General features: G+C 60.2%; 23 protein-coding genes and 1 riboswitch. Of the genes, 14 read left to right on the forward strand and 9 right to left on the reverse strand.

The genetic code is table 11. The features are described 5' to 3' along the window. Window positions 1-5: 5 nt before the first annotated feature. The 5 genes from FEV53_RS08225 (at window position 6) to FEV53_RS08245 (ending at window position 5220) form a co-directional block, all read left to right on the forward strand. Window positions 6-593 carry an inner membrane-spanning protein YciB gene (locus tag FEV53_RS08225; protein ID WP_142834326.1) on the forward strand — a complete coding sequence of 196 codons (588 nt, stop codon included), beginning with the start codon at window positions 6-8 and terminating at the stop codon, window positions 591-593. Window positions 594-640: 47 nt separating this feature from the next. Further along, a riboswitch (SAM riboswitch) is annotated at window positions 641-720 on the forward strand. Between the two features lie 40 nt (window positions 721-760). Continuing rightward, window positions 761-1942 carry an O-succinylhomoserine sulfhydrylase gene (gene metZ / locus FEV53_RS08230; protein WP_142834327.1) on the forward strand — a complete coding sequence of 394 codons (1182 nt, stop codon included), beginning with the start codon at window positions 761-763 and terminating at the stop codon, window positions 1940-1942. 92 nt (window positions 1943-2034) lie between these two features. Beyond that, window positions 2035-3132 (forward strand): GTP cyclohydrolase FolE2, encoded by a 1098-nt coding sequence (folE2, locus tag FEV53_RS08235; RefSeq protein ID WP_142834328.1) that lies wholly within the window; start codon window positions 2035-2037, stop codon window positions 3130-3132. A 5-nt stretch (window positions 3133-3137) separates the two neighbouring features. Beyond that, window positions 3138-3740 carry a GNAT family N-acetyltransferase gene (locus FEV53_RS08240; protein ID WP_142834329.1) on the forward strand — a complete coding sequence of 201 codons (603 nt, stop codon included), beginning with the start codon at window positions 3138-3140 and terminating at the stop codon, window positions 3738-3740. A 31-nt stretch (window positions 3741-3771) separates the two neighbouring features. Next, window positions 3772-5220, forward strand: a complete 1449-nt coding sequence (locus tag FEV53_RS08245) for a TrkH family potassium uptake protein (RefSeq protein ID WP_142834330.1) — start codon at window positions 3772-3774, stop codon at window positions 5218-5220. Here the strand turns inward: FEV53_RS08245 and FEV53_RS08250 are convergent. Both FEV53_RS08250 and FEV53_RS08255 read right to left on the reverse strand, forming a co-directional pair. Then, the gene (locus FEV53_RS08250; RefSeq protein ID WP_142834331.1) at window positions 5202-6197 is read right to left on the reverse strand and encodes a P1 family peptidase; all 996 of its coding nucleotides are present in this window, start codon (window positions 6195-6197) and stop codon (window positions 5202-5204) included. The two genes, FEV53_RS08245 and FEV53_RS08250, sit on opposite strands and share 19 nt — an antisense overlap. A gap of 84 nt (window positions 6198-6281) precedes the next feature. Then, on the reverse strand, window positions 6282-7097 hold the full coding sequence (locus FEV53_RS08255) for a sulfotransferase family protein (protein WP_142834332.1): 816 nt from the start codon (window positions 7095-7097) through the stop codon (window positions 6282-6284). A 148-nt stretch (window positions 7098-7245) separates the two neighbouring features. On the opposite strand from FEV53_RS08255, the gene FEV53_RS08260 reads away from it, so the two are divergent. From FEV53_RS08260 to FEV53_RS08275, 4 genes are all read left to right on the forward strand, one after another. After that, a complete protein-coding gene (locus FEV53_RS08260; RefSeq protein ID WP_142834333.1) occupies window positions 7246-8823 on the forward strand; it encodes a DUF5928 domain-containing protein in 1578 nt (525 codons plus the stop codon). An 11-nt stretch (window positions 8824-8834) separates the two neighbouring features. Next, window positions 8835-9215 (forward strand): histidine triad nucleotide-binding protein, encoded by a 381-nt coding sequence (locus FEV53_RS08265; protein WP_142834334.1) that lies wholly within the window; start codon window positions 8835-8837, stop codon window positions 9213-9215. Window positions 9216-9526: 311 nt separating this feature from the next. Beyond that, window positions 9527-10453: a transferrin-binding protein-like solute binding protein gene (locus tag FEV53_RS08270; RefSeq protein ID WP_142834335.1), complete on the forward strand. Its 927-nt coding sequence runs from the start codon at window positions 9527-9529 to the stop codon at window positions 10451-10453. Between the two features lie 3 nt (window positions 10454-10456). Next, on the forward strand, window positions 10457-11752 hold the full coding sequence (locus FEV53_RS08275; protein WP_142834336.1) for a porin family protein: 1296 nt from the start codon (window positions 10457-10459) through the stop codon (window positions 11750-11752). A 20-nt stretch (window positions 11753-11772) separates the two neighbouring features. Here FEV53_RS08275 and FEV53_RS08280 read toward each other — a convergent pair whose 3' ends face one another. From FEV53_RS08280 to FEV53_RS08290, 3 genes are all read right to left on the reverse strand, one after another. Beyond that, window positions 11773-14055: a glycosyl hydrolase family 28-related protein gene (locus FEV53_RS08280; RefSeq protein WP_142834337.1), complete on the reverse strand. Its 2283-nt coding sequence runs from the start codon at window positions 14053-14055 to the stop codon at window positions 11773-11775. Between the two features lie 133 nt (window positions 14056-14188). After that, on the reverse strand, window positions 14189-14590 hold the full coding sequence (locus tag FEV53_RS08285) for a DUF4864 domain-containing protein (RefSeq protein WP_142834338.1): 402 nt from the start codon (window positions 14588-14590) through the stop codon (window positions 14189-14191). Between the two features lie 68 nt (window positions 14591-14658). Then, window positions 14659-16239: a lysine--tRNA ligase gene (locus FEV53_RS08290; RefSeq protein ID WP_142834339.1), complete on the reverse strand. Its 1581-nt coding sequence runs from the start codon at window positions 16237-16239 to the stop codon at window positions 14659-14661. Window positions 16240-16390: 151 nt separating this feature from the next. Between FEV53_RS08290 and FEV53_RS08295 the strand changes: the two genes are divergently transcribed. Further along, window positions 16391-16762 (forward strand): tellurite resistance TerB family protein, encoded by a 372-nt coding sequence (locus FEV53_RS08295; RefSeq protein WP_246100760.1) that lies wholly within the window; start codon window positions 16391-16393, stop codon window positions 16760-16762. A 225-nt stretch (window positions 16763-16987) separates the two neighbouring features. Next, a complete protein-coding gene (locus tag FEV53_RS08300) occupies window positions 16988-17164 on the forward strand; it encodes a PLD nuclease N-terminal domain-containing protein (RefSeq protein WP_142834341.1) in 177 nt (58 codons plus the stop codon). Between the two features lie 12 nt (window positions 17165-17176). Here the strand turns inward: FEV53_RS08300 and dacB are convergent, their stop codons facing one another. The 3 genes from dacB to FEV53_RS08315 form a co-directional block, all read right to left on the reverse strand. After that, complete coding sequence (gene dacB / locus FEV53_RS08305; RefSeq protein ID WP_246100761.1) at window positions 17177-18529, reverse strand: D-alanyl-D-alanine carboxypeptidase/D-alanyl-D-alanine endopeptidase; 1353 nt, start codon at window positions 18527-18529, stop codon at window positions 17177-17179. A 127-nt stretch (window positions 18530-18656) separates the two neighbouring features. Then, window positions 18657-19253, reverse strand: a complete 597-nt coding sequence (locus FEV53_RS08310; RefSeq protein WP_142834343.1) for a nicotinate-nucleotide adenylyltransferase — start codon at window positions 19251-19253, stop codon at window positions 18657-18659. A 58-nt stretch (window positions 19254-19311) separates the two neighbouring features. Beyond that, window positions 19312-19872, reverse strand: coding sequence for an HdeD family acid-resistance protein (locus FEV53_RS08315; protein ID WP_142834344.1), 561 nt, complete (start codon window positions 19870-19872; stop codon window positions 19312-19314). A 235-nt stretch (window positions 19873-20107) separates the two neighbouring features. Between FEV53_RS08315 and ctaD the strand changes: the two genes are divergently transcribed. Both ctaD and FEV53_RS08325 read left to right on the forward strand, forming a co-directional pair. Next, complete coding sequence (gene ctaD / locus FEV53_RS08320; RefSeq protein WP_142834345.1) at window positions 20108-21784, forward strand: cytochrome c oxidase subunit I; 1677 nt, start codon at window positions 20108-20110, stop codon at window positions 21782-21784. A 7-nt stretch (window positions 21785-21791) separates the two neighbouring features. After that, a complete protein-coding gene (locus FEV53_RS08325; RefSeq protein ID WP_142834346.1) occupies window positions 21792-22322 on the forward strand; it encodes a DUF2244 domain-containing protein in 531 nt (176 codons plus the stop codon). Between the two features lie 9 nt (window positions 22323-22331). Here the strand turns inward: FEV53_RS08325 and FEV53_RS08330 are convergent, their stop codons facing one another. Continuing rightward, on the reverse strand, window positions 22332-22790 hold the full coding sequence (locus FEV53_RS08330; RefSeq protein ID WP_142834366.1) for a GatB/YqeY domain-containing protein: 459 nt from the start codon (window positions 22788-22790) through the stop codon (window positions 22332-22334). 119 nt (window positions 22791-22909) lie between these two features. Between FEV53_RS08330 and carA the strand changes: the two genes are divergently transcribed. Then, window positions 22910-24064, forward strand: a complete 1155-nt coding sequence (gene carA, locus FEV53_RS08335; RefSeq protein ID WP_425465475.1) for a glutamine-hydrolyzing carbamoyl-phosphate synthase small subunit — start codon at window positions 22910-22912, stop codon at window positions 24062-24064. Window positions 24065-24280: the final 216 nt, after the last annotated feature.

A 24280-nucleotide genomic window follows, 5' to 3' on the forward strand; every position in this document is an offset into this window, starting at 1 on the left:
TCGAGATGAGCAAATCAACCCTGAAGACCGTGCTGGAGCTGGGGCCGATTCTGGCGTTCTTCGTGGCCTATGTGCTGCTGAAAGACCGGACATTCGAAATCGCCGGGACCAGCTACACGGGCTTCGTCGTGGTCACGGCGGCGTTTATCCCGCTGCTGATTGTATCCACGCTTCTGTCGTGGAAACTGACCGGAGAGCTCAGCCGGATGCAGGTCGTCACCATAGTGCTGGTCGTGGTCTTTGGCGGGCTGACGGTCTGGCTGAATGACGAGCGGTTCTTCAAGATGAAGCCCACGCTCATCTATCTGATCTTTGGCACGCTTTTGCTGGTGGGGCTGTTGCGCGGGCAGAGTTATCTGCGCGCGGTCATGTCCGGGGTTATGCCGCTCGATCAAGAGGGCTGGATGAAGCTCACCCGGCGGATGTGCGCGTTCTTCTTTGGCCTCGCGGCGCTGAACGAGATCATCTGGCGCACCATGTCCACGGATGCCTGGGTGAATTTCAAGACCTTTGGCCTGACCGCTGCGATCTTTCTGTTTTTCATCGCGCAGGGCCGGCTCTTTCGGGAGCACGCCACCGACGAGGCGGAGTGACCGGCACGGCCCCGCGACATCTTGACGGAATCGGGGGCCGGGTCTAACGACTGGGACGTGGCGATTTGTTCACCGGATTGCGGGCCACGTAAAAAAATTCCGCTAAAGAGGTCGGTCGCCAGCGATCCGATTCTTGACGGTGGGTCGGACGGCGAAGGGTTGGATCCATGACAGACGACAAAAAACTCCGCACCAAGCTTGTGCATGGAGGCACGCGGCGCTCGCAGTATAACGAGGTGAGCGAAGCGATTTTTCTCACGCAGGGCTTTGTTTACGAGACCGCCGAGCAGGCCGAAGCGCGCTTCGAGCAGCTGGGCGAGGACGAGTTCATCTACGCCCGCTACGGCAACCCCACCGTCCGCATGTTTGAAGACCGCATGGCAATGATCGAGGGCACCGAGGATTGCTTTGCCACGGCCAGTGGCATGGCGGCGGTCAACGCGGCGCTCATGTCTCTCCTGCGCGCGGGGGATCATGTGGTGTCGTCGCGCGCGCTATTTGGCTCCTGCCTCTATATCCTTGAGGACGTACTGACCCGGTTCGGGGTCGAGGTGAGCTTTGTCGACGGCACTGATCTGGAGGCTTGGCGCGCCGCGATCCGCCCTGACACAAAGGTGCTGTTCATGGAGACGATTTCCAACCCGACGCTGGAGGTGATCGACCTGAAATCCGTGGCGGATCTCGGCCACACGGTCGGTGCGACGGTTGTGGTGGATAATGTCTTTGCCACCCCGGTCTTCTCGCGCGCGGTCGAGATGGGCGCCGATGTCATCGTCTATTCCACGACGAAACATGTGGACGGGCAAGGCCGGGCGCTGGGCGGCGCGGTCTGTGGCACCCGCGACTATATCCGCAAGACGCTTGAGCCGTACCTTAAGCATACCGGCGCGGCCATGTCGCCCTTCACGGCGTGGATTATGCTAAAGGGTCTGGAAACCCTCGACCTGCGCGTACGTGCTCAGGCCGAAGGTGCGCGGATCCTCGCCGAAGCGCTGGATGGGCACCCCAAGTTGAGCCGTGTGATCCATCCCGGTCTGCCAGCCCATCCCCAGCACGCGCTGGCCCGTGATCAGATGACCGGCTTCGGAACTATGCTGTCGCTGGAGATCAGCGGTGGAAAGGACGCGGCGTTCCGGGCCTTGAATGCGTTGGAAATATTTACCATTTCCAACAACCTAGGCGATGCAAAGTCGATCGTGACCCATCCGGCGACCACGACCCACCAGCGTTTGCCCGTAGACGTGCGCGCTGAATTGGGGATCACGCCGGGCCTTCTTAGGCTTAGCATTGGGCTCGAAGATCCGCAGGACTTGCTGGCGGATCTGACCCGGGCGCTCGACGCAGCGTGACACCGGGTGCGAAGTGTCGCAGCTGTGGAAAAGCGGCTGCGATTACCCTAGATTAAGATTTGTTCTAGGAGAGGCCTCCAGGAGAGCCCAAGATGAATGTGCACCCGAAAGACATCGCGCCGTCCCTGACCCGCGAGGACGCCGACGAGATGCTTACCGCCCTGAAAGCCTGGGCAAAGACCGCGTCACGCGAAGAGGTGCTGGACCTTGAGCCAGCGCTCCTGCCTCTCGTTGACGGGGGTGTGCAGGACTATCCGGCGCTGCGTCGGGCCTATCCCGAAGAATTCGAGGTGGATGACGCCTACAAGGCCAATATGCCCGATCTTCAGAACGGCCCGTCGAGCCTCATTCGCGGGGCGAAGCGTGAGATCCAGCATGTGGGGATCTCCAATTTCCGGCTGCCGATCCGCTATCACACACGCAACAGCGGTGACCTGACGCTCGAGACTTCGGTCACGGGCTCGGTCAGCCTCGACGCGGGCAAGAAGGGCATCAACATGTCCCGCATCATGCGCACCTTCTACGAGCGCGCCGGCGATACGTTCAGTTTCGAGGTCATGGAGCGCACGCTCGACGCCTACAAAGAGAACCTCGACAGCTTTGACGCGCGTCTGTCCATGCGGTTTTCCTTCCCGATGATGATGAAGAGCCTGCGCTCTGGTCTGTCCGGTTATCAGTATTATGACTTCGCCCTCGAAGTGATCGACCGCGATGGTCAGCGGATGAAGGTCGTTCATCTTGACTACGTTTATTCATCGACCTGCCCCTGTTCGCTGGAGCTGAGCGAGCACGCCCGCATGGCACGCGGCCAGCTTGCAACACCCCACTCTCAGCGCTCCGTGGCGCGGATCTCGGTTGTGGTCGAGCCGGGTGATCCGCTTTGGTTTGAAGATCTCATCGATCTGTGTCGCCGGGCCGTGGTCACCGAAACGCAGGCGATGGTAAAGCGCGAAGATGAACAGGCCTTCGCTGAATTGAACGCCGCCAATCCGATCTTTGTCGAGGATGCGGCGCGGCTATTTGCGGAGCAGTTCCAGGCCGATCAGCGTGTCGGCGATTTCCGCGTCGTGGCCAGCCATCAGGAAAGCCTGCACAGCCATGATGCCATCAGTATTCTCACCGAAGGCCCCACCTTTGCGTCGGACAGCGTCGACCCTCATCTTTTCCCGACGCTGATCCATGTGGGGTGAGCGTCATGAAACCCCGGTGGTTCGACGACCGCCTCGCCGACGGCACGCCCGTCCGTGTGCGGAGTCTGTCGAAGGATGACGGTGACTGGTTGCGTCGTGGGCTGGAGTGCCTGTCCGACGAAAGCAGGATCATGCGCTTTTTCCACCCTGTCAAAGCGCTGAGCGATGCTGAGGTCGAAGCGCTGACAGATGCAAAGCGCCCGGAGCACCGTGCTCTTGGAGTTTGGCGTATCGAGAACGGGCGTGAGGTCGAGCTGATCGCGACGGGCCGCTATGTCCGTTCCGAGACGAACCGGAGACGCGCTGAGGTCGCGCTGACGGTCCTTGATCCGTACCATCGCAAGGGCCTAGGAGCGCATCTGCTTGGGGCTTTGCTGATGATCGCTGCCGAGAACAACATCACACTCTTCGACGCGCTGGTCGATGGCACGAACGCTCCGGTGCTTGGGCTCTTTCGTGCGCTGGGAGGCGAGCTGGAGCGTGACGGCAGCGAGGTGACCGTCCGATTGGCCGTCCTGAAAACTCCCGAAGGCTACCCGGAAAACGGTCCGGGTCTCGCGGTTCGCCGGGCCTCGCAGATCCGCGAAAAGCTCCTGGCTGCCGCTTGACAGCGTCCGGTCACGGGGCCAAGCGTCGGTCATGATCGACCTGCGCCCTGTCGGATATGTGATTGGCATTCTCGTCGCCTTCATGGGCGTGACGATGGTTATCCCGATGGGGTTCGACATCGCCTACAACAATGGCCATTGGTCGGTGTTCCTGCGCTCGATGGTCATTGCATCGCTGTCGGGGGTGTTTTTGGCGCTGGCCTGCTCCAATGCGAACCCGGGCCGTCTGACAGTCCAGCAGACCTTTCTGCTGACCTCGCTTGTCTGGTTCTGTCTGCCGATCTTTGGCGGTATCCCGTTTTACCTGACAGTGGACCACGCGACCGTCACGGACGCGTTTTTTGAGTCCATGTCGGCTCTCACCACGACCGGATCGACCGTTTATTCCGGCCTTGAGCATATGCCCGAAGGTATCCTCGTCTGGCGGTCCATGTTGCAATGGTTCGGCGGGATCGGGATCATTGTTGTCGCCATGGTGTTCCTGCCGGAACTGAGGGTCGGGGGGATGCAGATCTTCAAGACCGAGTCGTTCGACACGATGGGCAAGATTCTGCCTCGCGCCGCCGAGATCGCCCGTCAGATCTCGACCATCTACCTTTTGCTGACATTTGCGTGCTTTACCACATATCTCATTGTCGGGATGACGAAATTCGACGCGCTGAATTTCGCGCTGACAACTGTCTCGACGGGCGGTTTTGCGCCCACCGATGAGAGTTTTGGCCGCTATCAGGGGCTGCCGGAATACGTGGCATCCGTCTTTATGGTGGCGGCCAGCCTGCCCTTCGTGCGTTATGTCCAGCTTATCGCGGGGACGGCGCGGCCAATCCTCACCGATCCACAGGTGCGGGCCTTCGTCATCATGATCCTGATGATAGCGTTCCTCCTGTGCCTCTTTCAGATCGTCGTGGATGGCGAGGATTTCGAGCAAGGGTTCCGCGAGGCCCTGTTTAACATCACCTCCATCGCGTCCGGGACCGGCTATGCGAGCGTAGACTACCAGCTCTGGGGTGTCTTCCCGATGGTGGTGTTCTTCTTCGTCGGGCTCGTGGGGGGCTGCGCGGGATCGACCTGCTGTTCGGTCAAGATCTTCCGCTATCAGATCCTGTTCTCTGCCATCGCATCGCAGATCCGGCGGATCCACAACCCGCACGGGGTGTTCGCGCCGAAATTTGGCGGCAGGCGCGTATCCGAGGAAGTCCTGTCGTCGGTCATGGGTTTCTTCGTGATTTTCGTGGTCACGCTGGGGGTGATGTCCGTGGCCATGAGCCTCACCGGCCTCGATTTCGTCACCTCGGTTAGCGGGGCGGCAACGGCGGTGGGCAATATTGGACCCGGCCTCGGCCCTATCATCGGACCCGCCGGGAATTTTGGCCCTCTGAATGATGCGGCCAAGTGGATCTGCATTTTCGGGATGTATGTGGGGCGTCTGGAACTGCTCGCGGTCTACGTCATCTTTACGAGCTATTTTTGGCGAACCTGACCGTAGCGATCTGACCATGGCGCGACGACATCGCGTGGCGTTCGCGTGGCGGTGTAGACGGCCCTGGCAATCGCGCGGCTGAGGCAACAGGCCGCGAGATGTCCCAAGAGGGCGAGGCCAGCCGGATCGGGGGCAGGCCGGGCACCGGTCGAGGCGGCAAAGACCAGATCTCCGTCAAAAGGTGTATGCGCGGGCAGGATGGCCCGCGCCAGCCCGTCATGGGCCGCGACCGCCAGCCTCGTGGCGGCGGCTTTGTCGAGGGTCAGATCCGTGGCGACGATGGCGATGGTCGTACTGGTGCCGGAGGTCAGGGGCAGCTTGGTGACGGCCTCTGCGCGCTCTGGCGTTCCCAGCCCTCCGAACTCGTCATCGACCTCGAAGGGAGCAGCCCAGAACCGCCCGGTTTTAGGGCAGATCGTTCCCCCGACCGGATTCGCCGCCACCAGCGCGCCAACCATGGCCCTACCGGGCAGGCGGGCCGAGGCGGAGCCGATGCCCCCCTTGAGCTGCCCCGCGATGGCGCCGGTGCCGGCCCCGACGCTACCGAGGACGAATTCAGAGCTGGCGGCCGCCAGCGCGGCGCGGCCTAAGGCGGGGTAGGGTGTCTCATCCCAGTCATGCTCCCCGCCCGAGGCGAGGTCGAAGAGGATGGCCGCGGGAACGATTGGCACGTGCTGGCCCGCGACCTCGAATCCGCGCCCCGCTGCGCGCAGACCTGCGATGACACCGTCCGCCGCGCTGAGGCCAAAAGCCGAGCCGCCCGCCAGCACCAGCGCGTCGACAGCGCCCACGAGTTTGTCGGGTGCCAGAAGGTCGGTCTCACGCGTTCCGGGAGCCCCGCCCATGATATGGACGCCGGCGACAAAGGGCGCATCGGCGGTCAGGACGGTGACGCCCGAGTTCAGCCGCAGATCCTGCGCGTGGCCGACCCTGAGGCCGGGGATATCGGTGATGAGGTTCTTCGGGCCGGTTTCCATGGTTTCGACCCTATCGCCGCCCCACAGCTGTGCAAAATAAAACCGCCGGTCTTTGCAGAGCGGCGGTTTGTTTGTCCGAGGGGGTCAGCCCAGTTTCGCGTGGATTTCGTCGAGGTCGATTTCGCCCGTCGGCATCTTGTTGGCAGGGTTGTCGAAATCGTAGCGGAACAGCTTGAAGTCCCGATGATAGATTTCCCACATCAGGTGACGCGACAAGTCGTCGAAGTAATCCTCGACCGGATGCGCACGCTTGGGCCCGTGGCCTTCGCTCTCGTTGAAGCGTGGGATCTTCGCCAGATCCACCTGATGCGGGGTCTCGATATTGTCGAGCACCGTCTGCATGCCGGCGTTGAAATCCTCGGTCCAGAAGATGTGGTTGTACCGCCCGCCATTGGCGATGAAGGTCGACACATGGCCCGAGGTTGCGGACCAGTGAATGTCAGGATCCATGGGCTTGCGGAAACGGATGGTGTCCCGAACGAACAACAGGAACCGGCGGAAGGATTCGATCTGGTCGAATTCCTCCGTTCCATCGGGACCGCCCACCTCGATACCGTATTTCTGAATCAGCAGAGGGACGAGCTTGCCCCTGTAGCGCTTGCCATTCCGCTGGATACCACAAATCTTGTCAAAGAAGGAACTGAGCACGCGCGTGTAGGGATTTCTCACGCAGGTGAAGGAGTACACCTCCCGCCCCTTAACGGCCTTCGTGATCAGTTGCTGACTGCTTTCGATGGCCCATTTGTGAATGCCGTCCTCGGCATCATGGATATCACCATCGAAAAATTCGCCGTGATCGGAGTAAAACATGATCTGCCCGATGGTCGAGCAGGCGCATTTGGGCACGACCCGATAGATCACACTCTCGTTGACGGTCATCCAAGTCCCGGGAAAACCCATAACGACACGTTCCTTTCAGCCCTTCGACGGCGTATTGTTTACTCTATCAACAGCAATTGCCAAAAAAGAGCAAACTCGCTCTGTATTTGCAATCACATGCTGCGTTATCTGTCCAAACGAGTCGAGTTTAGCAAGGTCTATGTCCTGAATGTCGAAGATTGCCTATATCCTGCTGTGCCATCAGGCCCCCGAAGCGATCATTGCTCAGGCGCAACGTTTGACGGCGACCGGTGACTTCGTCTCGATTCACTACGACAAGCGGGCGCCGCAAAGCACGTATCAGGAAATTGTTGACGCGCTCGAATCGAACCCGAGGGTCACCTTTGCTGAGAAAAGGATCAAATGCGGCTGGGGTGCCTGGAGCCTTGTCGAAGCGACCCTTTCCGCGCTGAGCTCCGCAGCGAAATCCTTCCCGAGAGCGACACATTTCTACCTGACATCAGGGGATTGCATGCCGATCAAGTCGGCTGAATACATCCATGATGCGCTTGATCGGGTGGATTGCGACTACATCGAGGGTCATGATTTCTTTCGGTCTGACTGGATCAAGACGGGCCTCAAGGAAGAGCGGCTGATTTACCGCTTTCACTTCAACGAGCGCACCCAAGCCAAGCTGTTCTACGCCTCCCTGGCGCTCCAGCAGAAACTGAAAATCACCCGCCAGCCGCCGGCGGATCTGCAAATGATGATCGGGTCCCAATGGTGGTGTCTCCGCCGTGCCACGGTGGAGAAGGTGCTGGCGTTCTGCGACGAGCGTCCCGACGTGATGCGATTCTTTGCCACCACCTGGATTCCGGACGAGATCTTCTTTCAGACGGTGGTGCGTCATCTTGTCCCGGTCAGCGAGATTCAGAACCGGACTCCGACATTTCTGATTTTTTCCGATTACGGCATGCCGGTGAATTTTTACGACGATCACTACGATCTCTTGCTGGGGCAAAACTACTTCTTCGCCCGTAAGATCAGTGTTGAAGCGCTCGAACTCCGCCAACGGCTCGGTGACCTTTATGCGGAAGAAGGACACGAGTTCCATCTCTCCGGAGAGGGGCGGCGGGTCTACAGCTTCCTGACCGGTCGGGGTCGGATCGGGCGCCGGTTCGCCTCGCGCTTTTGGGAGCGGGACAGCAGCATCGGGCTTGAGCGAGAGGTATTGATTCTCGCCTGCAAGAAATGGCACGTGGCCAAGCGGCTTGCCGAGCGGATTCACGAGAAAACCGGTCTCCCCTATGTGGGCTACCTGTTTCATGAGCTTGACGCCAATTTGCCGGATCTCGGCGGCATCGAAACGACCTTGGAGAAACGTCACCGCCACCGGCGGGCTCTGATCCGGTTGCTGATGGACAACTATGACACCGACAGGATTATGTTCTGTGTTGATACGGCAGACTTGGAGTTGCTCCGAGACTTTGATTCGGCCCGTTGCGAGGTGCGGATCCTGGAACTGGAATGCGAATTCTCCGAGGACTATCTCGTTGGCCACGCGGAGCGCCTGAACCTGATCGGGGCGGATGCGCCCTCGGAAACAGTTTCGCGGCTTTTGCCGACCCTGCGCGCGGATATTGAGTTTGAGAGCCGGGCTATCCGCGAGAATGGTTTCGAGTCGCTCAGCCGGGTGCGGCAGAGCGACGATGACGCGTCCCGTGCTGCGGGTCTCATTGATTTCCTCCAGGTCCCCGAAGACGATGCGAGAGAGATCCTCGATCTCCACTACCTCTTTTCCGACTAATGGAGCGACTGATGCCCGGCCTTTATGACGATCAGAACATCTTCGCGAAAATCCTGCGAGGTGAGATCCCGAACGACACAGTGCTTGAAACGGAGCATACGCTGGCCTTCAATGATATCCAGCCGCAAGCCCCTGTGCATGTGCTGGTGATCCCCAAAGGTCCCTACCTTAACAATGACCATTTCAGCGCCGAGGCCACTGATGCCGAGATCGCTGATTTCGCGCGAAGCACTGCGCAGGTGGTCGCACAGTTGGGTCTCTCACCGTCCAATGGTGGCCCGGGATATCGTGTTATTTCAAATGCCGGATCTGACGGGGTCCAGGAAGTGCCCCACTACCACCTGCATATCCTGGGCGGACGACGCCTCGGTCGGATGCTGAGTCGCGACTGACCCGCGCAGCCGGGTCTGTGATGCCTTAACGAGGGACGCGTCCAACTCCGTGGGCGCGTCCTTTCTGTGTTGGGATGCCCGCTGTTCAATTTTTCAAACGAACTCTCCCTTCAAGCCCGGACACAGCTAAGGTCCCTGTTTTGCCACAAAGGCCTCTCCTGACCGCTACCCCCAATAGGCAGGTACCTTCCGCAACAACTTCTTGGTTAGCTTAACGCCATAAAAAGTCGTTGGCCGCATGATTTGCGTTGCTGGCGGTTAAAATTCCCGCTGCGCAGCACACCCATTCCTCACCAGGAAAGGACGGTCCCATGCGACTGACAGCTACGATTCTGATCCTGACACTCACCGCTTGCGGTGGTGGCGGCGGCGGAGGTTCCTCTGACGACGATAACATTTCCAGCGGGGGGGGGAAGGGGGGTACCGACTCTGGGGATGATCTTTCGGATGGCCCCACGAACCTGAGATATACACCGCTCTCGGCGGGGGTGGATCGCAGGAGTGCGCTGACGGGGGTCGCCGTGCGGGTTGGCTCAGGCGACGGGGATCTCGCGCTGACCAGAGTGACGGGCTCGCGGCATCACGGGTCCGACGATCTCAGGTTAAACATCGACGGTACCAGTTTCCGCGATGCGGACGGGGCCGATTTGTACGGGAGGTATCGCAGCGGCGATGCGGTCGTTGCCATAGATGGAAGACAGGGCTTCGACGGCGATTATAGCTACGTGACGGCTTATGATCACACCTATCGCCGCGACGGAACTGACTACGCCGCGTCGGGTATTGTCGGAATTGCCACGGACCCTGCCGATCTGCCCAGCTCGGGTCAGGCGACCTATACGGGCGAGGCGGTCGTCTCCACGGTGCGCGGTGGTCGTGTAGTGCGATACGGCATGGGGACGAGCCGCGTCTCGGCCGATTTTGGGACCGGTCGGGTCGATGCGACGCTCGGGGATTTCGGTGTTGTTTCGCATAGCGTGGACGGAGCGGTGGGTGCGCAGCTCGATACGGTGCGCCTGCAGAATATGCGGATCGACGGCAATCGGTTCAGTGGTGGAACAGTTCGGGTCGAGCGGAAGGGATCGACGGTCGACTTGACCGGGGTGAACACGCGGTCCCAGTCGCAAGGTGTATTTTACGGCGGACGCGGCGATGTGGGACCCCCGGATGAGGTCGGCGGCGTCTTTACATCGCAGGGTGCGTCCGGGCGGGTGACTGGCGCCTATCTGGCGGATTGACCCATGGCGATTCATCGGTTCAGGGCAAAGGTGGCCATCGTGCTTTTTGCGCTGGCACTGCTTCTGGTTGGCCGCCTGGGCTGGGCGGGTCCGGTCGAAGAGGCGGAGAGGGCTGCGCTCATCAGTGCGGGTCAGATCGCCACAGCCCGGTCCCAACTTGAGGCCACGCAACCCACGACGGCTGACCGTATTTTCTTTGATGGGCAGGTCCGCAAGGCACGGGGACAGCACAAGAGTGCGATTTCCCTGTTCCGGCAGATGTTACGGATACGGCCTAACCATCTGAATGCGCGTCGTGAACTGGCCCATACGCTTCTGTTGTCCGACAATTTCGAAGCGGCGGAGCTCAGTTTCAGAGATCTTTTGCGCATGGACCCGAACCCGCGAATGCGCGCCGGTTACCGGGACTTTATCGACGAAATCCATCGGCATCAGCCTGTGACAGTGCGGACTCATCTTGCCGTTTTGCCATCGACAAATGTGAACCGGGGGAGCGCAGCGCGCAGCTTCGACACCGAAATCGGGCGCTTCGTCATCGATCCAGCCTCCCGGGCGCGAACGGGTCTGGGGATCGAAACCGGCATTGGCGGTCATGTCAGGCACCAAAACGCGCCGGGGCAGTTGTCGATGCTGAGTTGGGGGCTGGAGGGGACCGTCTACGGCGACAGCATCCAGAACACGCTCACCGCACATGCTGCGCTCAGTTACAGCCTGACCAAGGGTTCCTCGACATGGACGATCGCGCCATATTTCCGGCGGATCTGGCGGCGGGATCATACCGGGAACGTGGCGGTCGGGATGGGAGTCTCGTTTGGCCAGATGCTGCGACCGGGCGTTACACTGCTCGTGTCCGGCAGCCGTGAATACCGGACCTATCCGCGTCTCGACGGGTATGACGGGCGTTATTCGTCCTTGGGTGGAGAACTGATCTGGCAACCAAGCCCAAGCCTGACCATCCGAGGAGGTCTTGAGATCGGACAGTCGGCGCTGGACAGAGCCTTTCTGAGCCACCGCTCGATCAGCCTTACCGCCGAAGCGACGAAACGCTGGCAGGGGGGGCTTGAGACCGGGATTGGGGTGGAGTTCGGAGAGGGGCGTTTTGACGCGGACTACCCACTTATGGGGCAGCCACGGTCTGACCATCTACGGGCCCTGAGCCTGACGATTGGTCATGACGCGGTCAGGATCTGGGGCGGTAGTCCGCGTCTGACATGTACGATCCGGCGGGATCGGTCGAATATCGGCTTGTTCGATCAGAACACATCCGAATGCAGGGCCACGCTCAGCCGGGCATTCTGAGCGTGGGTGCAATGGCAAAACTATCGATCACAACGAACTGTGATTCGCGCGGCGCCTTTCCGGCTGCCGGGCCAGATGATCTGGACCTCGTTCGACTTTGTACCGGCCTCGGTTTGAATCGATGGCATGTCATAGGTGGGATCACCATTTCCGTTGCGAATGACGCCGTTGGGAACGAATGCGGTCACTGTGCGGGAGCGCCCCCCAAAGGGCAGAGACGCGCCGGTGCTCGCGGTCCATGTGCTCTGGGCCGACGCACGTGACACCTCGCAAATCAGCGGGTTCATCGTTCTCTGGGATACCCCGTTATAGGTGTTGCCTTCCCAGATGACATCCCGCGTCCGAGTATGGTCGAGATCCGAAATGGTATCATCCACGCCTTCCACCCGTTCGATGGTGCCGCTCATGGACCGGAAGACGTTGCCTTGCACACTCAGGCCACTGAGGAAATGACCCGGTCCGTGAGGCCGGATCACCAGCCAGGAGAAGGACGAAATGGCGTGACTGGCCGTGAAAATGTTTCCGGTGATCGTGAGCCCGCCAAAGCTGTATCCAGCCTCCAGACTGGGATCGGCTTCGCCTTCGTTGGTCCATTCGATCACGGCGTTGTCGATGTAGTTTCCTGTAACAACCGATCGCATGTGGGGTTCGCCCAAAACCAGTCCGGCCGAACGCGGCGTGTCGGGAATGCCATCGCCCTGAAACCAATGGTTTCCGACGATCAGGTGACCGGTGCCCATCATCATCATCGATAGTCCGAGACGCCGGAACTGGCTGTCGCGAATCTTAGCATCATTGGCGTTGAAGTTCACACCGACAGATTTTCGGTCGATAGAAGCCACGGATTGTTCGCTCGATACGAACTGACACTGATCGATGTGCAAATCCTGGCATCCCCTGCCAATGGAGGTAATGCCTTTCTGTCCGAGTTTCTGGAACACGCACCCGCTGAGATGGAAAAGCTCGCCATCCGGAGCAAGCATGACGCCGCTTGCCGTGTCGTTGAGGAAGAACTCTACATTGGTGACGTTGAACTTTGAGAACTTCGCGAACCCGGAAAAGTCCAGCACGTACCGATAGCGCGCGAAAGTGTACGTCGCAGACCGCGCCCCACCCCAGAGAGCTTGGGACAGCGTGATGGTTTTTGCGGACAGGTTCCGGCCCGTCACATAGACTTCGCGTCCGATGCCAGGACCGGTCACATGGGCGCCAACCTCGATTTGTCCCACATTTGTCACCCCGGTCATGACCTTTGGATTGTTGGGGTCGTAGCTGGCCGAGGACTGGACCACGCCAGTGGTCCAATCCGGACCCGCAATAACGTTAAGCTGTCCATTCCTGAGGGAACGACGGATCTCAAAGGTTGTCTGGCCGGTGACCTGCGACACGTCGATCGGGCGGCGCAACTCGACCCGTCGCCCGCACATGTCCAGACTATCGTGATCGGCGCTGCTCAGCAGCGCTGCGAGCGCTTTTTCAAACGCAAGCTGCTCATCCTTGAAGGCGTCAATATAGGTGGGCAGATCATAATTTTTCCTCAGAACGAGGGACTTGTTCGCGGGCTGTGTGATCTGGCCCTCGAACCGTATATGGGTATCGATATAAATGTCGGAGGCGAGGTGAAAGGTGCCCTCGGGCACAATAATTTCACGCCCGTCAGATGCGGCGTCGGCGGCATTGAAAGCAGCGCTGTCATCGGTGACCCCGTCGCCCCTCGCGCCGCAATCACGGACATCGACGACGGGGAGCATTTCGGCAATGAACACGTTTGTGACGTCCTCGACTTCGATATCGTCGATACGGACCACGCCACCCGAAGGGCCAGTCAGGTCAATTCCAACATACGCAAAGGTCGGTTCTGAGCCCCAACTCAGATCCACGCCGCCGCGATATCCCGAGCCGATAATCGCCGTAACCTCGACCACCTCACCATTGCCAGCAGGCGTCACGGACGGACCTGACTCTGGCAGGCCAGAGACATGCACATCGTCGCCCTTGCCCGGCCAGGCAGCAATGCGCACAGACGGGATCGAGCCTGCCATCACACGCATCCTCGCGGTAACCCGTAAATAACAACCCGGAATGATTGGCGTGCGGCGCATATAGCGCAGGCGCTGCACCGTTTCGGTCTTCAGCAGCTCCAGTGCACCACCGAAATGGGAATCGGCCGGGACGAAACTCGCGTCCATATCGCTTTCATAGGTCAGCGAGCCGGTCGTCCCGTCTTCCTTCGACCAGACATTCAGCCCGTCGCTGAAAGGTGTCGGCATCAGGATCAAACCCTCGGTAATCGTCTTGTTCATCTCTAACCCCTTGGCGGCAAGGTCGCTCCGGTCGCGACATGGTGATGTGGGACTGCCGGTCCCGGAGGACGGCAGCGTGGGGTCAAGGATCAGAGAAGAGGGTTAAGCGTTCATGCCCGCACCGTACGGCGCCTCAGACGCCGATGCCGGGGGCCTCGATGAGGTGGACCCCGTTGATCCGCCAGTCAGTCCCGACACGGATCATGTCGTAATCAAGGAGATGCGTTGCGCCTCCTGAATCGCGGATCAGGACCCGCTGTCGCAGAACAGAACCCAGATCCTTGACCCCAAGGAATTGCACCTCGGTTGGGCGGTAGACCATGGGATAGCCTTGCCGGACCATGCGCCCGAAATTCTCTGCGCTGCCGAACATGTCCCGGATCATCGGAGAGGCGTAGCCAAAGGCTGTGACCATATCATCGGCCAGAAAGGCGTCGATCTGAGCCGAAATCACCGCGGTAAGTGCGGTGTCTTCGGCCATTGCCGGAGCGGTCAGAGCCGGGATCATCCCGGCCAGCAGAACGGTCAGTCGCATGTGTTATCCTCCCGAAAAGGGAGAATAACACGGATCCCGCACAGGGCAGTCCCCTGCGCGGTTCGGTCTCAGTTGGCCAGATCGCCTGCCAGCGCGCGGTCGATCAATGCGACCGTCTCGGAGACGCCATAAAGCGCAATAAATCCACCAAAGCGCGGGCCCTGACTCTGGCCCAGCAACACTTCGTAGAGCGCCTGGAACCAGTTGCGAAGTTGCTCATAGCCGTGGGCCTTGCCGACCGCGAACACAGCAGACTGCAGGGTTTCCGCATCGGTCTCCCCGTCCCATGCGGTCAACCGGTCGCGCAGATCGGTCATCGCTGCGCGCTCGGTTTGGTCAGGCAGGCGGTAGGTTTTGCCGGGCTTCACGAAGTCGTTGTAATAACGCACCGCAAAGCCCGCCGCCTCATTGAGTTGCGGGTTCTGCTCGGGCGTCGCGTCCGGGGCATACCGGCGGATAAAGCCCCAGAGCGTCTCCTTTTCCTCGGCACCGGACACACTGGCCAGATTCAGGAGCATGGAGAACGGCACCACCATATCAGAGGCCGGGACGGTCTGCCCGTGGATATGGAAGACAGGGTTCGCGAGTTGCTTATCGACGTCCTGATCTGGATAGGCGCGGAGCTGCTGGTGGTACTCGTCCATCGCCTTGGGGATCACGTCGAAATGCATCCGCTTGGCCGTGCGGGGCTTTTGGAACATGAAATAGGACAGTGACTCAGTCGAGGCGTAGGTCAGCCATTCGTCGATCGAGATGCCATTGCCAGACGTCTTGGAGATCTTCTGGCCGTTCTCATCGAGGAACAACTCGTAGACATAGTGCTCGGGCGCGGGCTGGCCGAGGATTCGGCAGATGCGGTCATAAACGGGCGTATTGGCGGCGTGGTCCTTGCCGTAGATCTCGAAATCCACACCAAGCGCAGCCCAGCGGGCCGCGAAATCGGGCTTCCACTGGAGTTTCACATGCCCGCCGGTGACTGGCAATGTCCATTCTCGTCCGTCTTCATCGTCAAAGGTCACGGTGCCTTCGTCGCCATCCACATGCTTCATCGGCACGTAGAGCACGCGCCCGGTTTCCGGATGGATCGGCAGGAAGATTGAGTAGGTCTGCCGCCGCTCGTCGCGGAGCGTCTTCAGCATCACGTCCATGATCTCGTCATAGCGCTCGGCGGCGCGGCGCAGCACGTCGTCGAACTGACCCGAGCGGTAGAATTCCGTGGCCGAGATGAACTCGTATTCGAAGCCGAATGTATCGAGGAACCGCCGCAGCATGGCGTTGTTATGGTGGCCAAAGCTGTCATGAGTGCCGAATGGATCGGGGACCGATGTCAGCGGCTGCTGCAGATGCTGGGCCAGCATCTCCTGATTGGGTAGCCCGCCGGGGATCTTGCGCATCCCGTCGAGGTCGTCGGAAAAGCAGATCAGCCGGGTCGGAATGTCGGACAGGATTTCGAATGCCCGGCGCACCATGGTCGTCCGCGCCACTTCGCCAAAGGTGCCGATATGGGGCAGACCCGAGGGACCATAACCGGTCTCGAACAGCACGTGCCCCTTTTCGGGCGGCGCCTTTTCGAAGCGTTTCACCAGCTTGCGCGCCTCCTCGAAGGGCCAGGCCTTGGATGTCATCGCTGCGTCTCGGAGATCGGTCATGGGAGAATCCGCTTCTGTCTGGATTGCGCTCTGCTATTGCCGGAGAGTGCGGAGGTCAATTATGCCTGTTATGTGGGCCGGTAGCGTGAGATGATAAAATATGAACGACTTTGCACAGACCATGACCCCGCAGGACTGCCTTGTCGCAGTCATGATCGCCGAATCCGCATCTGATGAGAACCTGCGGACCTCTGAACTCGTCACGATTGAGCGAATCGTCAACCACTTACCGGTTTTTGCGGATTTTGATCAGAGTCGAATTCCGGAGATTTCAGAACTGGTGCTGGAGCTCTTCGCAGATGAGGACGGGCTTGATGAGCTGTTCTCGATCCTGAAAGCGAAGATGCCTGAAAAGCTCTATCAGACGGCCTATGCGTTGGCCTGCGACGTGGCCGCCGCCGATGGAAAACTGCAAGAGGTTGAAATAGCTTTGTTGCAGGAGATGCGATACCAGTTCGGGATTCCCCGTCTTGATGCTGTTGCCATCGAGCGGGCGGCGGCTGTCCGCCATACGACGTTCTGAAATTATAAGTTTACCGTCAATCTTACCTGATCGGCCATATCCCGTCTGACGCACCTTTGCACCTATGTGCCGGGCCCGCCTCCGCAGTGATTGCCAGTCTCAGCAAGGCGTGACGTCCGGTGACAATCCTTCGGCGACGAGGAGGGTGGGCTGTATCTCGGAAAATCATGAAACCGAAACAGCAGTGGGGCGTTGGTTGGTCAAATCCCAAGCAGGAGCAATCTCATGAAGACTCTTCTCGGAGCGATCATCTTTATCGCTGACGTCTACGCCTTGTACCACATCATCACCTCCTCTGCCCCGACGCTGAACAAGGTGTTGTGGTCTCTGGCGGTTCTGATCCTGCCGGTTCTCGGCTTCATTGCCTGGTACTTTGCGGGTCCGCGCGGCGGGACAGCCTGAACCCGCCAGCGTTTACCCTGGGAGCAGATACAGCGCGCCCCATCGTTGCAGCATGGCGCGCTGTATTCTTTTCGCAGACTTGTTCCACGCGATGCCGCCGTCTGGGCGCTCTCGTTCGGCTTCGCTCAGAGAATCCCGCCGTGGAAGGTCGGCACAAAAGATCGAGAACGCGAGCGGCTTGCCCCTGGGGCCTTCCAGGTACCCCGCAAGTCCGCTGACAAAATTCAGGGTACCCGTCTTGGCCGATACGGAAAGCCGATCGTCCTCCGGATCGAACTGGCGCAGCAGAGGCCGCAACGGACCTTCCCATCCAGCGCCCGACATCGCTCTGACCATATCTGCGGGCGATAGCGCGCTATCATCCCCAAGACCGGAATGATCCTCAAGCAGTGGGCGACGGAGACCATATTTCTGGCTCAGCCAGCTGTTCATCCTGCCAGCAGAATCCGCGAGGGTCTCCCCTTGCCATCCAGCGGCAAGGCTTGCGGTCAGTCCGGTGACCTCTGCCGTCAAATTGGTGGAGTATTGCAGCATGCCGCGGAGGATGCCGCTCAGGGCCGGGCTGTCATGCGTGTGAAGCACCGTGCCCGTGGCGGCGTCGGTGCGTTCGACCGGTCCGTTCGACCCGATACCTTTTGCCAACAAAAGCTGTTGCAGAACTTCGCCTGCATAAAGACCCGGCACCCGGACCGGCAGCCACCTTGCACCGCCCCGGCCCAACGCCGATTGCGCTACTGTCCAGCGGTCGATGTCGCCATCAGCAGCGTAGGTGTAAATCGGGAGACCCCGGTCGATGACCTCCATGCGGGCAAAGCGCACAGGCGGGACAATCGTTTCGGAGCGCCCATCCATGGACACTGTGTAACCGCCGGCATTGCGACTCCAGCCGAAATGCACCCGGTTAAAGTTCAGATTGAGACCACCGACGGCGGGGTTATAGCCGACTTGATCGGGTTGCTCGCTATCGATCTCGCGGATGCGGGGCAGGGCACTGGTCCACACTTTTACCCCGCCTGCGATCTCGCGGAGTCCAAGAGCATGGAGCGCTTCGACCATAGACCAGAGTGCGTCTGTATCGAGAACCGGATCGCCACCACCGGCGAGGACGAGATCTCCTTCGAGCCGGCCTGCTGTCAAAGGGCCGGTTGCGAGGGTACGGGTCGAAAAGCGATAATCCGGCCCAAGGTTTTCGAGCGCATAAAGTGCTGTCAGGGCCTTTGCTGTCGAGGCAGGTGGCAGGGCGCGCAGTGGATGCAGGACCTCAATCATCTCACCGGTAATTGCGTCGGCGAGAGCGAACCCAACACGCCCGCTCAGTTGTTCCGACGCGATGATTTCCGCGGCGTCTGGGATCTGGCGAGTCAATAGATTCGCCGGCCGCGCCAAAGGACGTGGCGACGACAGAAGGCTCTCGGCGGCGCCGGGAGACGCCGTGAGTCCGGCAAGCCCGGTAACGAATCCGCGTCGTGTCAGGCCCATGCAGCGAATCCCTTCATCGTTTCCACTGTCCCGCAGCACGGATTCGTGTGGAGCTTTCATCGTTCAAAGGCAGGCTCGCGAAGGCAAAGGCCGGGGCGTTGCGCAAGCTCAATTCACCCGGCGCGCAGCGGTGACGGCGCAAAAGGCGACCGGCTGGGGAAAGAAGGCCCCGGGTCCGCGATCCGGGCCGGGCCAGAACGCCGATGGGGACAGTGGCGATGATGTCCTGCCAGCGATCCCAACGGTGGAATTCGGCCAGATTGTCCGAGCCCATGAGCCAGACAAATCTCTGTCTCGGGTAATTTCGCTGAAGCGCGGCCAGTGTGTCCGCAGTGTAACGCGTCCCCAGATCCGCCTCGATGCCAGTAACGGTGACAAACGGGTGTGCCGCAACGCGACGCGCACGCTCCGTACGGCGGAATATCGCGGCGGCATCTTGAGATTTCAAAGGATTTCCGGGCGTGACAAGCCACCAAACGTGGTCGAGGCCGAAACGGGCCAGAGCTGCAAGGGTGACAGCCATATGACCCGAATGCGCCGGATCAAAAGAGCCACCGAGCAGTCCGACGGACTGCCCGGGCCGGGCTTTGGGCCATGAATACCGGGTCACGCGGAGCCTCTTGTCATGCGCTACCGGTAGCCGGGACCGCGCGGAGAATGCAAGCTGATCAGTTCCGCGAGGCAAGTCCCAGACCAATCAGCGCTGCTCCGGTCATGGTGAGGTCGATGCCCAGAAGAATTCCGAGTGTCGTCGCGGCGGCGAAGGGCATGTTCAGAAGAACAAACAGACCAAGGCCGATGGACAACAGTCCGGCGACGAGAACCCAGCCCCAACCCTTGCGCGGCTTCATCCGGAAGGCGAACCAAGCGCGAAGGGCACCCATCGCGATGAACAGGGCCGCAACGGTCAGCGTGAGCGTGACGAGGCCAGCCAGTGGATCGAACCACAGGGCGAGCGCCAACAGGACCATCAGGACGCCGAGCAGGCCTGTGGTCCAGCGGGCACCCGTGCTGCCGTCCTCGGCGCGTATGGCGAGCACGGTCTGCATAATACCCCCGACGAAAAATGCGGCAGCGGCCATGAACGTGACCGTGAGCGATGCGATGAAAGGGTAAATCAGCGAGGCAAGTCCGCCCAGCGTCATCACGACGCCCATGAAGATCATCCACTTCCAATTCAGTTTCGCTTCCTCAGTGACAGCGAAGTCTTTGGTTTCGGTGTTGGCCATTTTGGCAGTCCTTTTGACGGGCTGACGCGATTACGCGTCTAATTTGCAGATTTGACCTCCCAACACGTCACGACCATGCCAGGTTCCGTTCAATTGTACCGACGCAGCGTTGGTTATCGCGAGAACTGCGGCAAAGCCGTCATTGCGGGCGGCGATATCTCTGTCTAAAAGGAGCCCAGAAAACGGGGTGGAGTGGTCCGCCCTGGGGTTGGATCGTCAGACAGGAGGCACGCAAATGGCAGACGCCGCCATTCACGGCCATGACGGGCATGAGGACAATCGGGGTTTCTTTACCCGCTGGTTCATGTCCACAAATCATAAGGATATCGGGATCCTCTATCTGATCACCGCGGGTGTGGTCGGGTTCATCTCGGTGGCCTTCACCGTTTACATGCGCATGGAGCTTCAGTCTCCCGGTGTGCAGTATATGTGCATGGAAGGCGCGCGCCTGTTCCCGACCTCAGTCGAGAACTGCCAGCCCAACGGCCATCTCTGGAATGTGCTGATCACCGCACATGGTATCCTGATGATGTTCTTTGTGGTTATCCCGGCGCTGTTTGGCGGCTTTGGCAACTACCTGATGCCGTTGCAGATCGGCGCGCCGGATATGGCGTTCCCTCGTCTGAACAACCTCAGCTTCTGGCTGTTCTTCGCCGGGACCTCGCTTGCTGTGGCCTCGGTGTTCTCCCCGGGTGGCAACGGCCAGATGGGCTCGGGTATCGGCTGGGTGCTTTATCCGCCGCTTTCCACCACCGAAGGCGGCTTCTCCACCGATCTAGCGATCTTCGCCGTGCACGTTTCGGGTGCCTCATCGATCCTTGGCGCGATCAATATGATCACCACCTTCCTGAACATGCGTGCCCCCGGCATGACCCTGTTCAAGGTGCCGCTTTTCTCTTGGTCGATCTTTGTCACCGCGTGGCTGATTCTCCTTGCTCTGCCGGTTCTCGCCGGTGCCATCACCATGTTGCTGACTGACCGGAACTTCGGGACGACGTTCTTCGATCCGTCGGGCGGCGGCGATCCGGTACTTTACCAGCATATCCTTTGGTTCTTCGGTCACCCCGAAGTGTACATCGTGATCCTGCCCGGCTTCGGTATCATCAGCCACGTGATCGCAACCTTCTCGCGCAAGCCGATCTTTGGCTACCTTCCCATGGTCTGGGCGCTGGTCGCCATCGGTGTGCTGGGCTTTGTGGTCTGGGCGCACCACATGTATACGGTCGGCATGTCCCTGACCCAGCAGAGCTACTTCATGCTGGCGACCATGGTGATCGCGGTACCTACGGGGATCAAGATCTTCTCTTGGATTGCAACCATGTGGGGAGGCTCTATCGATCTGAAGGCTCCGATGCTCTGGGCATTTGGCTTTCTCGCCCTATTCACCATGGGCGGCGTGACCGGCATCGTGCTCAGCCAGGCTTCGATCGACCGAGCCTATCATGACACCTACTACGTAGTGGCTCACTTCCACTATGTGATGTCGCTGGGTGCTGTGTTCGCGATCTTCGCCGGGATCTACTTCTACTTCCCGAAGTTCACCGGACAGATGATCCCTGAATGGATCGGCAAGGTGCATTTCTGGCTGATGTTCATCGGCTCGAACCTCACCTTCTTCCCGCAGCACTTCCTGGGCCGTCAGGGCATGCCGCGCCGTTACATCGACTACCCGGACGCGTTTGCCACCTGGCACTACGTCTCATCGATTGGCGCATACCTGTCCTTCGCCTCGTTCCTGTTCTTCATCGGTGCTATCGTCTGGGTTCTGCGCACGCAGCCCAAGACCGCGCCGGCCAACCCCTGGAACGAGTGGGCTGACACCCTGGAGTGGACCCTGCCTTCCCCGCCGCCGGAGCACACCTTTGAGACGCTCCCCAAGCAGGAAGACTGGGACAAGGGCCACGCGCACTGATCCCGGGATGCCTGTAGAATGGCGAAAATCTGACGAGGCCCCGGGTAATACCGGGGCCTTTTCGCATGTGGGGGGGCAGCCCTATGCGAGTGCGCTGTTGTGGCCGCATCGGTCGCTGCCCTTGCCCGGATTCGCGGCCGTGATGGGCATTACCTTCGTGCTGATCGTGATCCCGACCCTGCCACTGCTGGGGACCCCGGTGTTTTGGGGGCTACTACCCTTCGTCATGGGTGCGGTGGCTTTGCTCTACGTGATGATCCGCCGCAACTATCGGGACGGACACCTGCATGAGGAACTGACTATCTGGTCGGATCGCGTACTGCTCGTGCGCACTGATCCAAGGCGCCCGCAGCGGTCGTGGGAGTGCAATCCCCACTGGATCCGCCTGTCCCTGCATCAGGACAAAGGGCCGGTGGAGAAATACCTGACTCTCAAAGGCTCAGGCCGCGAGGTAGAGCTGGGGGCGTTTCTGAGCCCCGAGGAGCGGGAAGAGCTCTACGACGAGCTCGACCACTTACTCAAACGCTTGCCGCTATAGGCAAGCACACTAGCCGATTCGGATTTTGACTTTCGGACCAACCGTGGCGAAATCCATCTGTCCCATGTAGCGTTCGCGTAGCACGCCCATGACGCGACCCATGTCGCGAATCGAACTCGCGCCCGTTTCGGCAACGACTTCAGCAATCGCCTTTTCGATTTCCTCCTCAGAGAGCTGGCGAGGTAGAAACTCCTCGATCACCTCAATTTCCTCGCGCTCAGCCTCGGCTAGCTCCAGCCGCGCCGCTTCTTCATAGGCCCGCGCGCTCTCCACCCGTTGTTTCACCATGCGTCCGAGGATTTTTCGCACTTCTGCATCGCTAACAATGTCGACGCCTTCCTCGCCGCGAGCCGCAATGTCACGGTCCTTTATCGCGGCATTGATCAGCCGGATGGTCCGCAACCGAACTTGCTGGCGTTCGCGCATGGCGGTCTTCAGGGCCTTGTTGATCTGCTCACGCAATTCCATCGTGATCTCCTGTGCTGGGCCGCTGATAGGTAGGGTGGGGCGGATCATATGACAAGCGAGCCTTGACCCCCCGCTCCCAGCCACTTAGGGAACGGCAGATTTGCCCAGCCGGAGTCGTGATGATGTCGAATGCCACCCCGACCGCCTGCCTTGCCCTCGCCGATGGACGGATCTTCAAAGGGTACGGGTTCGGCGCGACCGGAACCACAACTGCAGAGCTTTGCTTTAACACTGCCATGACGGGATATCAGGAGATCATGACCGATCCCTCCTATGCCGGTCAGGTCGTAACTTTCACCTTCCCCCATATCGGGAATACCGGGATCACCCCCGAGGATGATGAGGCCTCGGAGCCCGTCGCCAGCGGGATGGTGGTGAAGTGGGATCCCACCGAGCCCTCCAATTGGCGATCTGCCGGGGAACTCGGAGACTGGCTCGCCCGCCATGGCCGGATCGGCATCGGCGGTCTTGATACCCGTCGTCTGACCCGCGCGATTCGCGAACAGGGCGCTCCCCATGTGGCGATGGCCCACGATCCGGAGGGGAAATTCGATATCGAGGCGCTGGTCGCTCAGGCCCGCGCTTTCCCGGGACTGGTGGGTATGGACCTCGCCAAAGAGGTCACCTGCGCCCAGTCCTATCGCTGGGACGAGATGCGCTGGGCCTGGCCCGAGGGCTACACCCGCCGGACCACGCCGGGTCACAAGGTCGTCGCCGTGGATTTCGGAGCGAAGCGCAACATTCTGCGTTGCCTTGCCAGCGCCGGTTGCGACGTGACCGTACTGCCCGCGACGGCGACTGCCGAAGAGATCCTCGCCCATGAGCCCGCAGGTCTGTTCCTCTCCAATGGCCCCGGAGATCCGGCGGCTACGGGCGAATACGCCGTGCCGATGATTCGCGAAGTCATGGAACGGCGTCCCAGGATGCCGATATTCGGGATTTGTCTCGGGCATCAGCTCCTCGCCCTGTCCCTCGGTGCGCAGACCCAGAAGATGGGTCATGGTCACCACGGCGCCAACCATCCGGTCAAGGAACACGCCACCGGAAAGGTCGAAATCACCTCTATGAACCATGGCTTTACGGTGAACACGCAAACGCTGCCGGCGGGGGTCGAGGAGAGCCATGTGTCGCTCTTTGACGGCTCCAATTGCGGGATCCGCATGACCGACAGGCCGGTTTGGGGCGTCCAGCACCATCCTGAGGCCAGCCCGGGACCTCAGGACAGCTTTTATCTCTTCGAGCGCTTCGTCGAAGCGATGGATCGGGCTGCCTGACCCGGCCTTGGCTGTGATCTTAACCTAGAGTTATCTGACCTTAGACAAACATCCCTCCACGTTGTGGGGGGATGTTTTTGTGTGACGCTGATCTCGCATGCGCAACCGGCTCGTTGTCGTGTTTGCCGCCACCAGATGCCCTCGCGATCCGGCGGGTTGGGCCGGCCTATTGCGTGCGACATGGGCTGGTCCCTCTGCGATCTGCAGGAGCATTCA

The organism is Palleronia caenipelagi, from assembly GCF_007004065.1.
In the GTDB taxonomy this organism is placed as follows: Bacteria; Pseudomonadota; Alphaproteobacteria; order Rhodobacterales; family Rhodobacteraceae; genus Palleronia; species Palleronia caenipelagi.

Excerpts from the sequence above, each read along its gene's own strand:
- FEV53_RS08225 (WP_142834326.1), top strand. The coding sequence starts at position 6 with ATGAGCAAATCAACCCTGAAGACCGTGCTGGAGCTGGGGCCGATTCTG.
- metZ (WP_142834327.1), top strand. The coding sequence starts at position 761 with ATGACAGACGACAAAAAACTCCGCACCAAGCTTGTGCATGGAGGCACG.
- folE2 (WP_142834328.1), top strand. The coding sequence starts at position 2,035 with ATGAATGTGCACCCGAAAGACATCGCGCCGTCCCTGACCCGCGAGGAC.
- FEV53_RS08240 (WP_142834329.1), top strand. The coding sequence starts at position 3,138 with ATGAAACCCCGGTGGTTCGACGACCGCCTCGCCGACGGCACGCCCGTC.
- FEV53_RS08245 (WP_142834330.1), top strand. The coding sequence starts at position 3,772 with ATGATCGACCTGCGCCCTGTCGGATATGTGATTGGCATTCTCGTCGCC.
- FEV53_RS08250 (WP_142834331.1), bottom strand. The coding sequence starts at position 6,197 with ATGGAAACCGGCCCGAAGAACCTCATCACCGATATCCCCGGCCTCAGG.
- FEV53_RS08255 (WP_142834332.1), bottom strand. The coding sequence starts at position 7,097 with ATGGGTTTTCCCGGGACTTGGATGACCGTCAACGAGAGTGTGATCTAT.
- FEV53_RS08260 (WP_142834333.1), top strand. The coding sequence starts at position 7,246 with ATGTCGAAGATTGCCTATATCCTGCTGTGCCATCAGGCCCCCGAAGCG.
- FEV53_RS08265 (WP_142834334.1), top strand. The coding sequence starts at position 8,835 with ATGCCCGGCCTTTATGACGATCAGAACATCTTCGCGAAAATCCTGCGA.
- FEV53_RS08270 (WP_142834335.1), top strand. The coding sequence starts at position 9,527 with ATGCGACTGACAGCTACGATTCTGATCCTGACACTCACCGCTTGCGGT.
- FEV53_RS08275 (WP_142834336.1), top strand. The coding sequence starts at position 10,457 with ATGGCGATTCATCGGTTCAGGGCAAAGGTGGCCATCGTGCTTTTTGCG.
- FEV53_RS08280 (WP_142834337.1), bottom strand. The coding sequence starts at position 14,055 with ATGAACAAGACGATTACCGAGGGTTTGATCCTGATGCCGACACCTTTC.
- FEV53_RS08285 (WP_142834338.1), bottom strand. The coding sequence starts at position 14,590 with ATGCGACTGACCGTTCTGCTGGCCGGGATGATCCCGGCTCTGACCGCT.
- FEV53_RS08290 (WP_142834339.1), bottom strand. The coding sequence starts at position 16,239 with ATGACCGATCTCCGAGACGCAGCGATGACATCCAAGGCCTGGCCCTTC.
- FEV53_RS08295 (WP_246100760.1), top strand. The coding sequence starts at position 16,391 with ATGATCGCCGAATCCGCATCTGATGAGAACCTGCGGACCTCTGAACTC.
- FEV53_RS08300 (WP_142834341.1), top strand. The coding sequence starts at position 16,988 with ATGAAGACTCTTCTCGGAGCGATCATCTTTATCGCTGACGTCTACGCC.
- FEV53_RS08315 (WP_142834344.1), bottom strand. The coding sequence starts at position 19,872 with ATGGCCAACACCGAAACCAAAGACTTCGCTGTCACTGAGGAAGCGAAA.
- ctaD (WP_142834345.1), top strand. The coding sequence starts at position 20,108 with ATGGCAGACGCCGCCATTCACGGCCATGACGGGCATGAGGACAATCGG.
- FEV53_RS08325 (WP_142834346.1), top strand. The coding sequence starts at position 21,792 with ATGCCTGTAGAATGGCGAAAATCTGACGAGGCCCCGGGTAATACCGGG.
- FEV53_RS08330 (WP_142834366.1), bottom strand. The coding sequence starts at position 22,790 with ATGGAATTGCGTGAGCAGATCAACAAGGCCCTGAAGACCGCCATGCGC.
- carA (WP_425465475.1), top strand. The coding sequence starts at position 22,910 with ATGATGTCGAATGCCACCCCGACCGCCTGCCTTGCCCTCGCCGATGGA.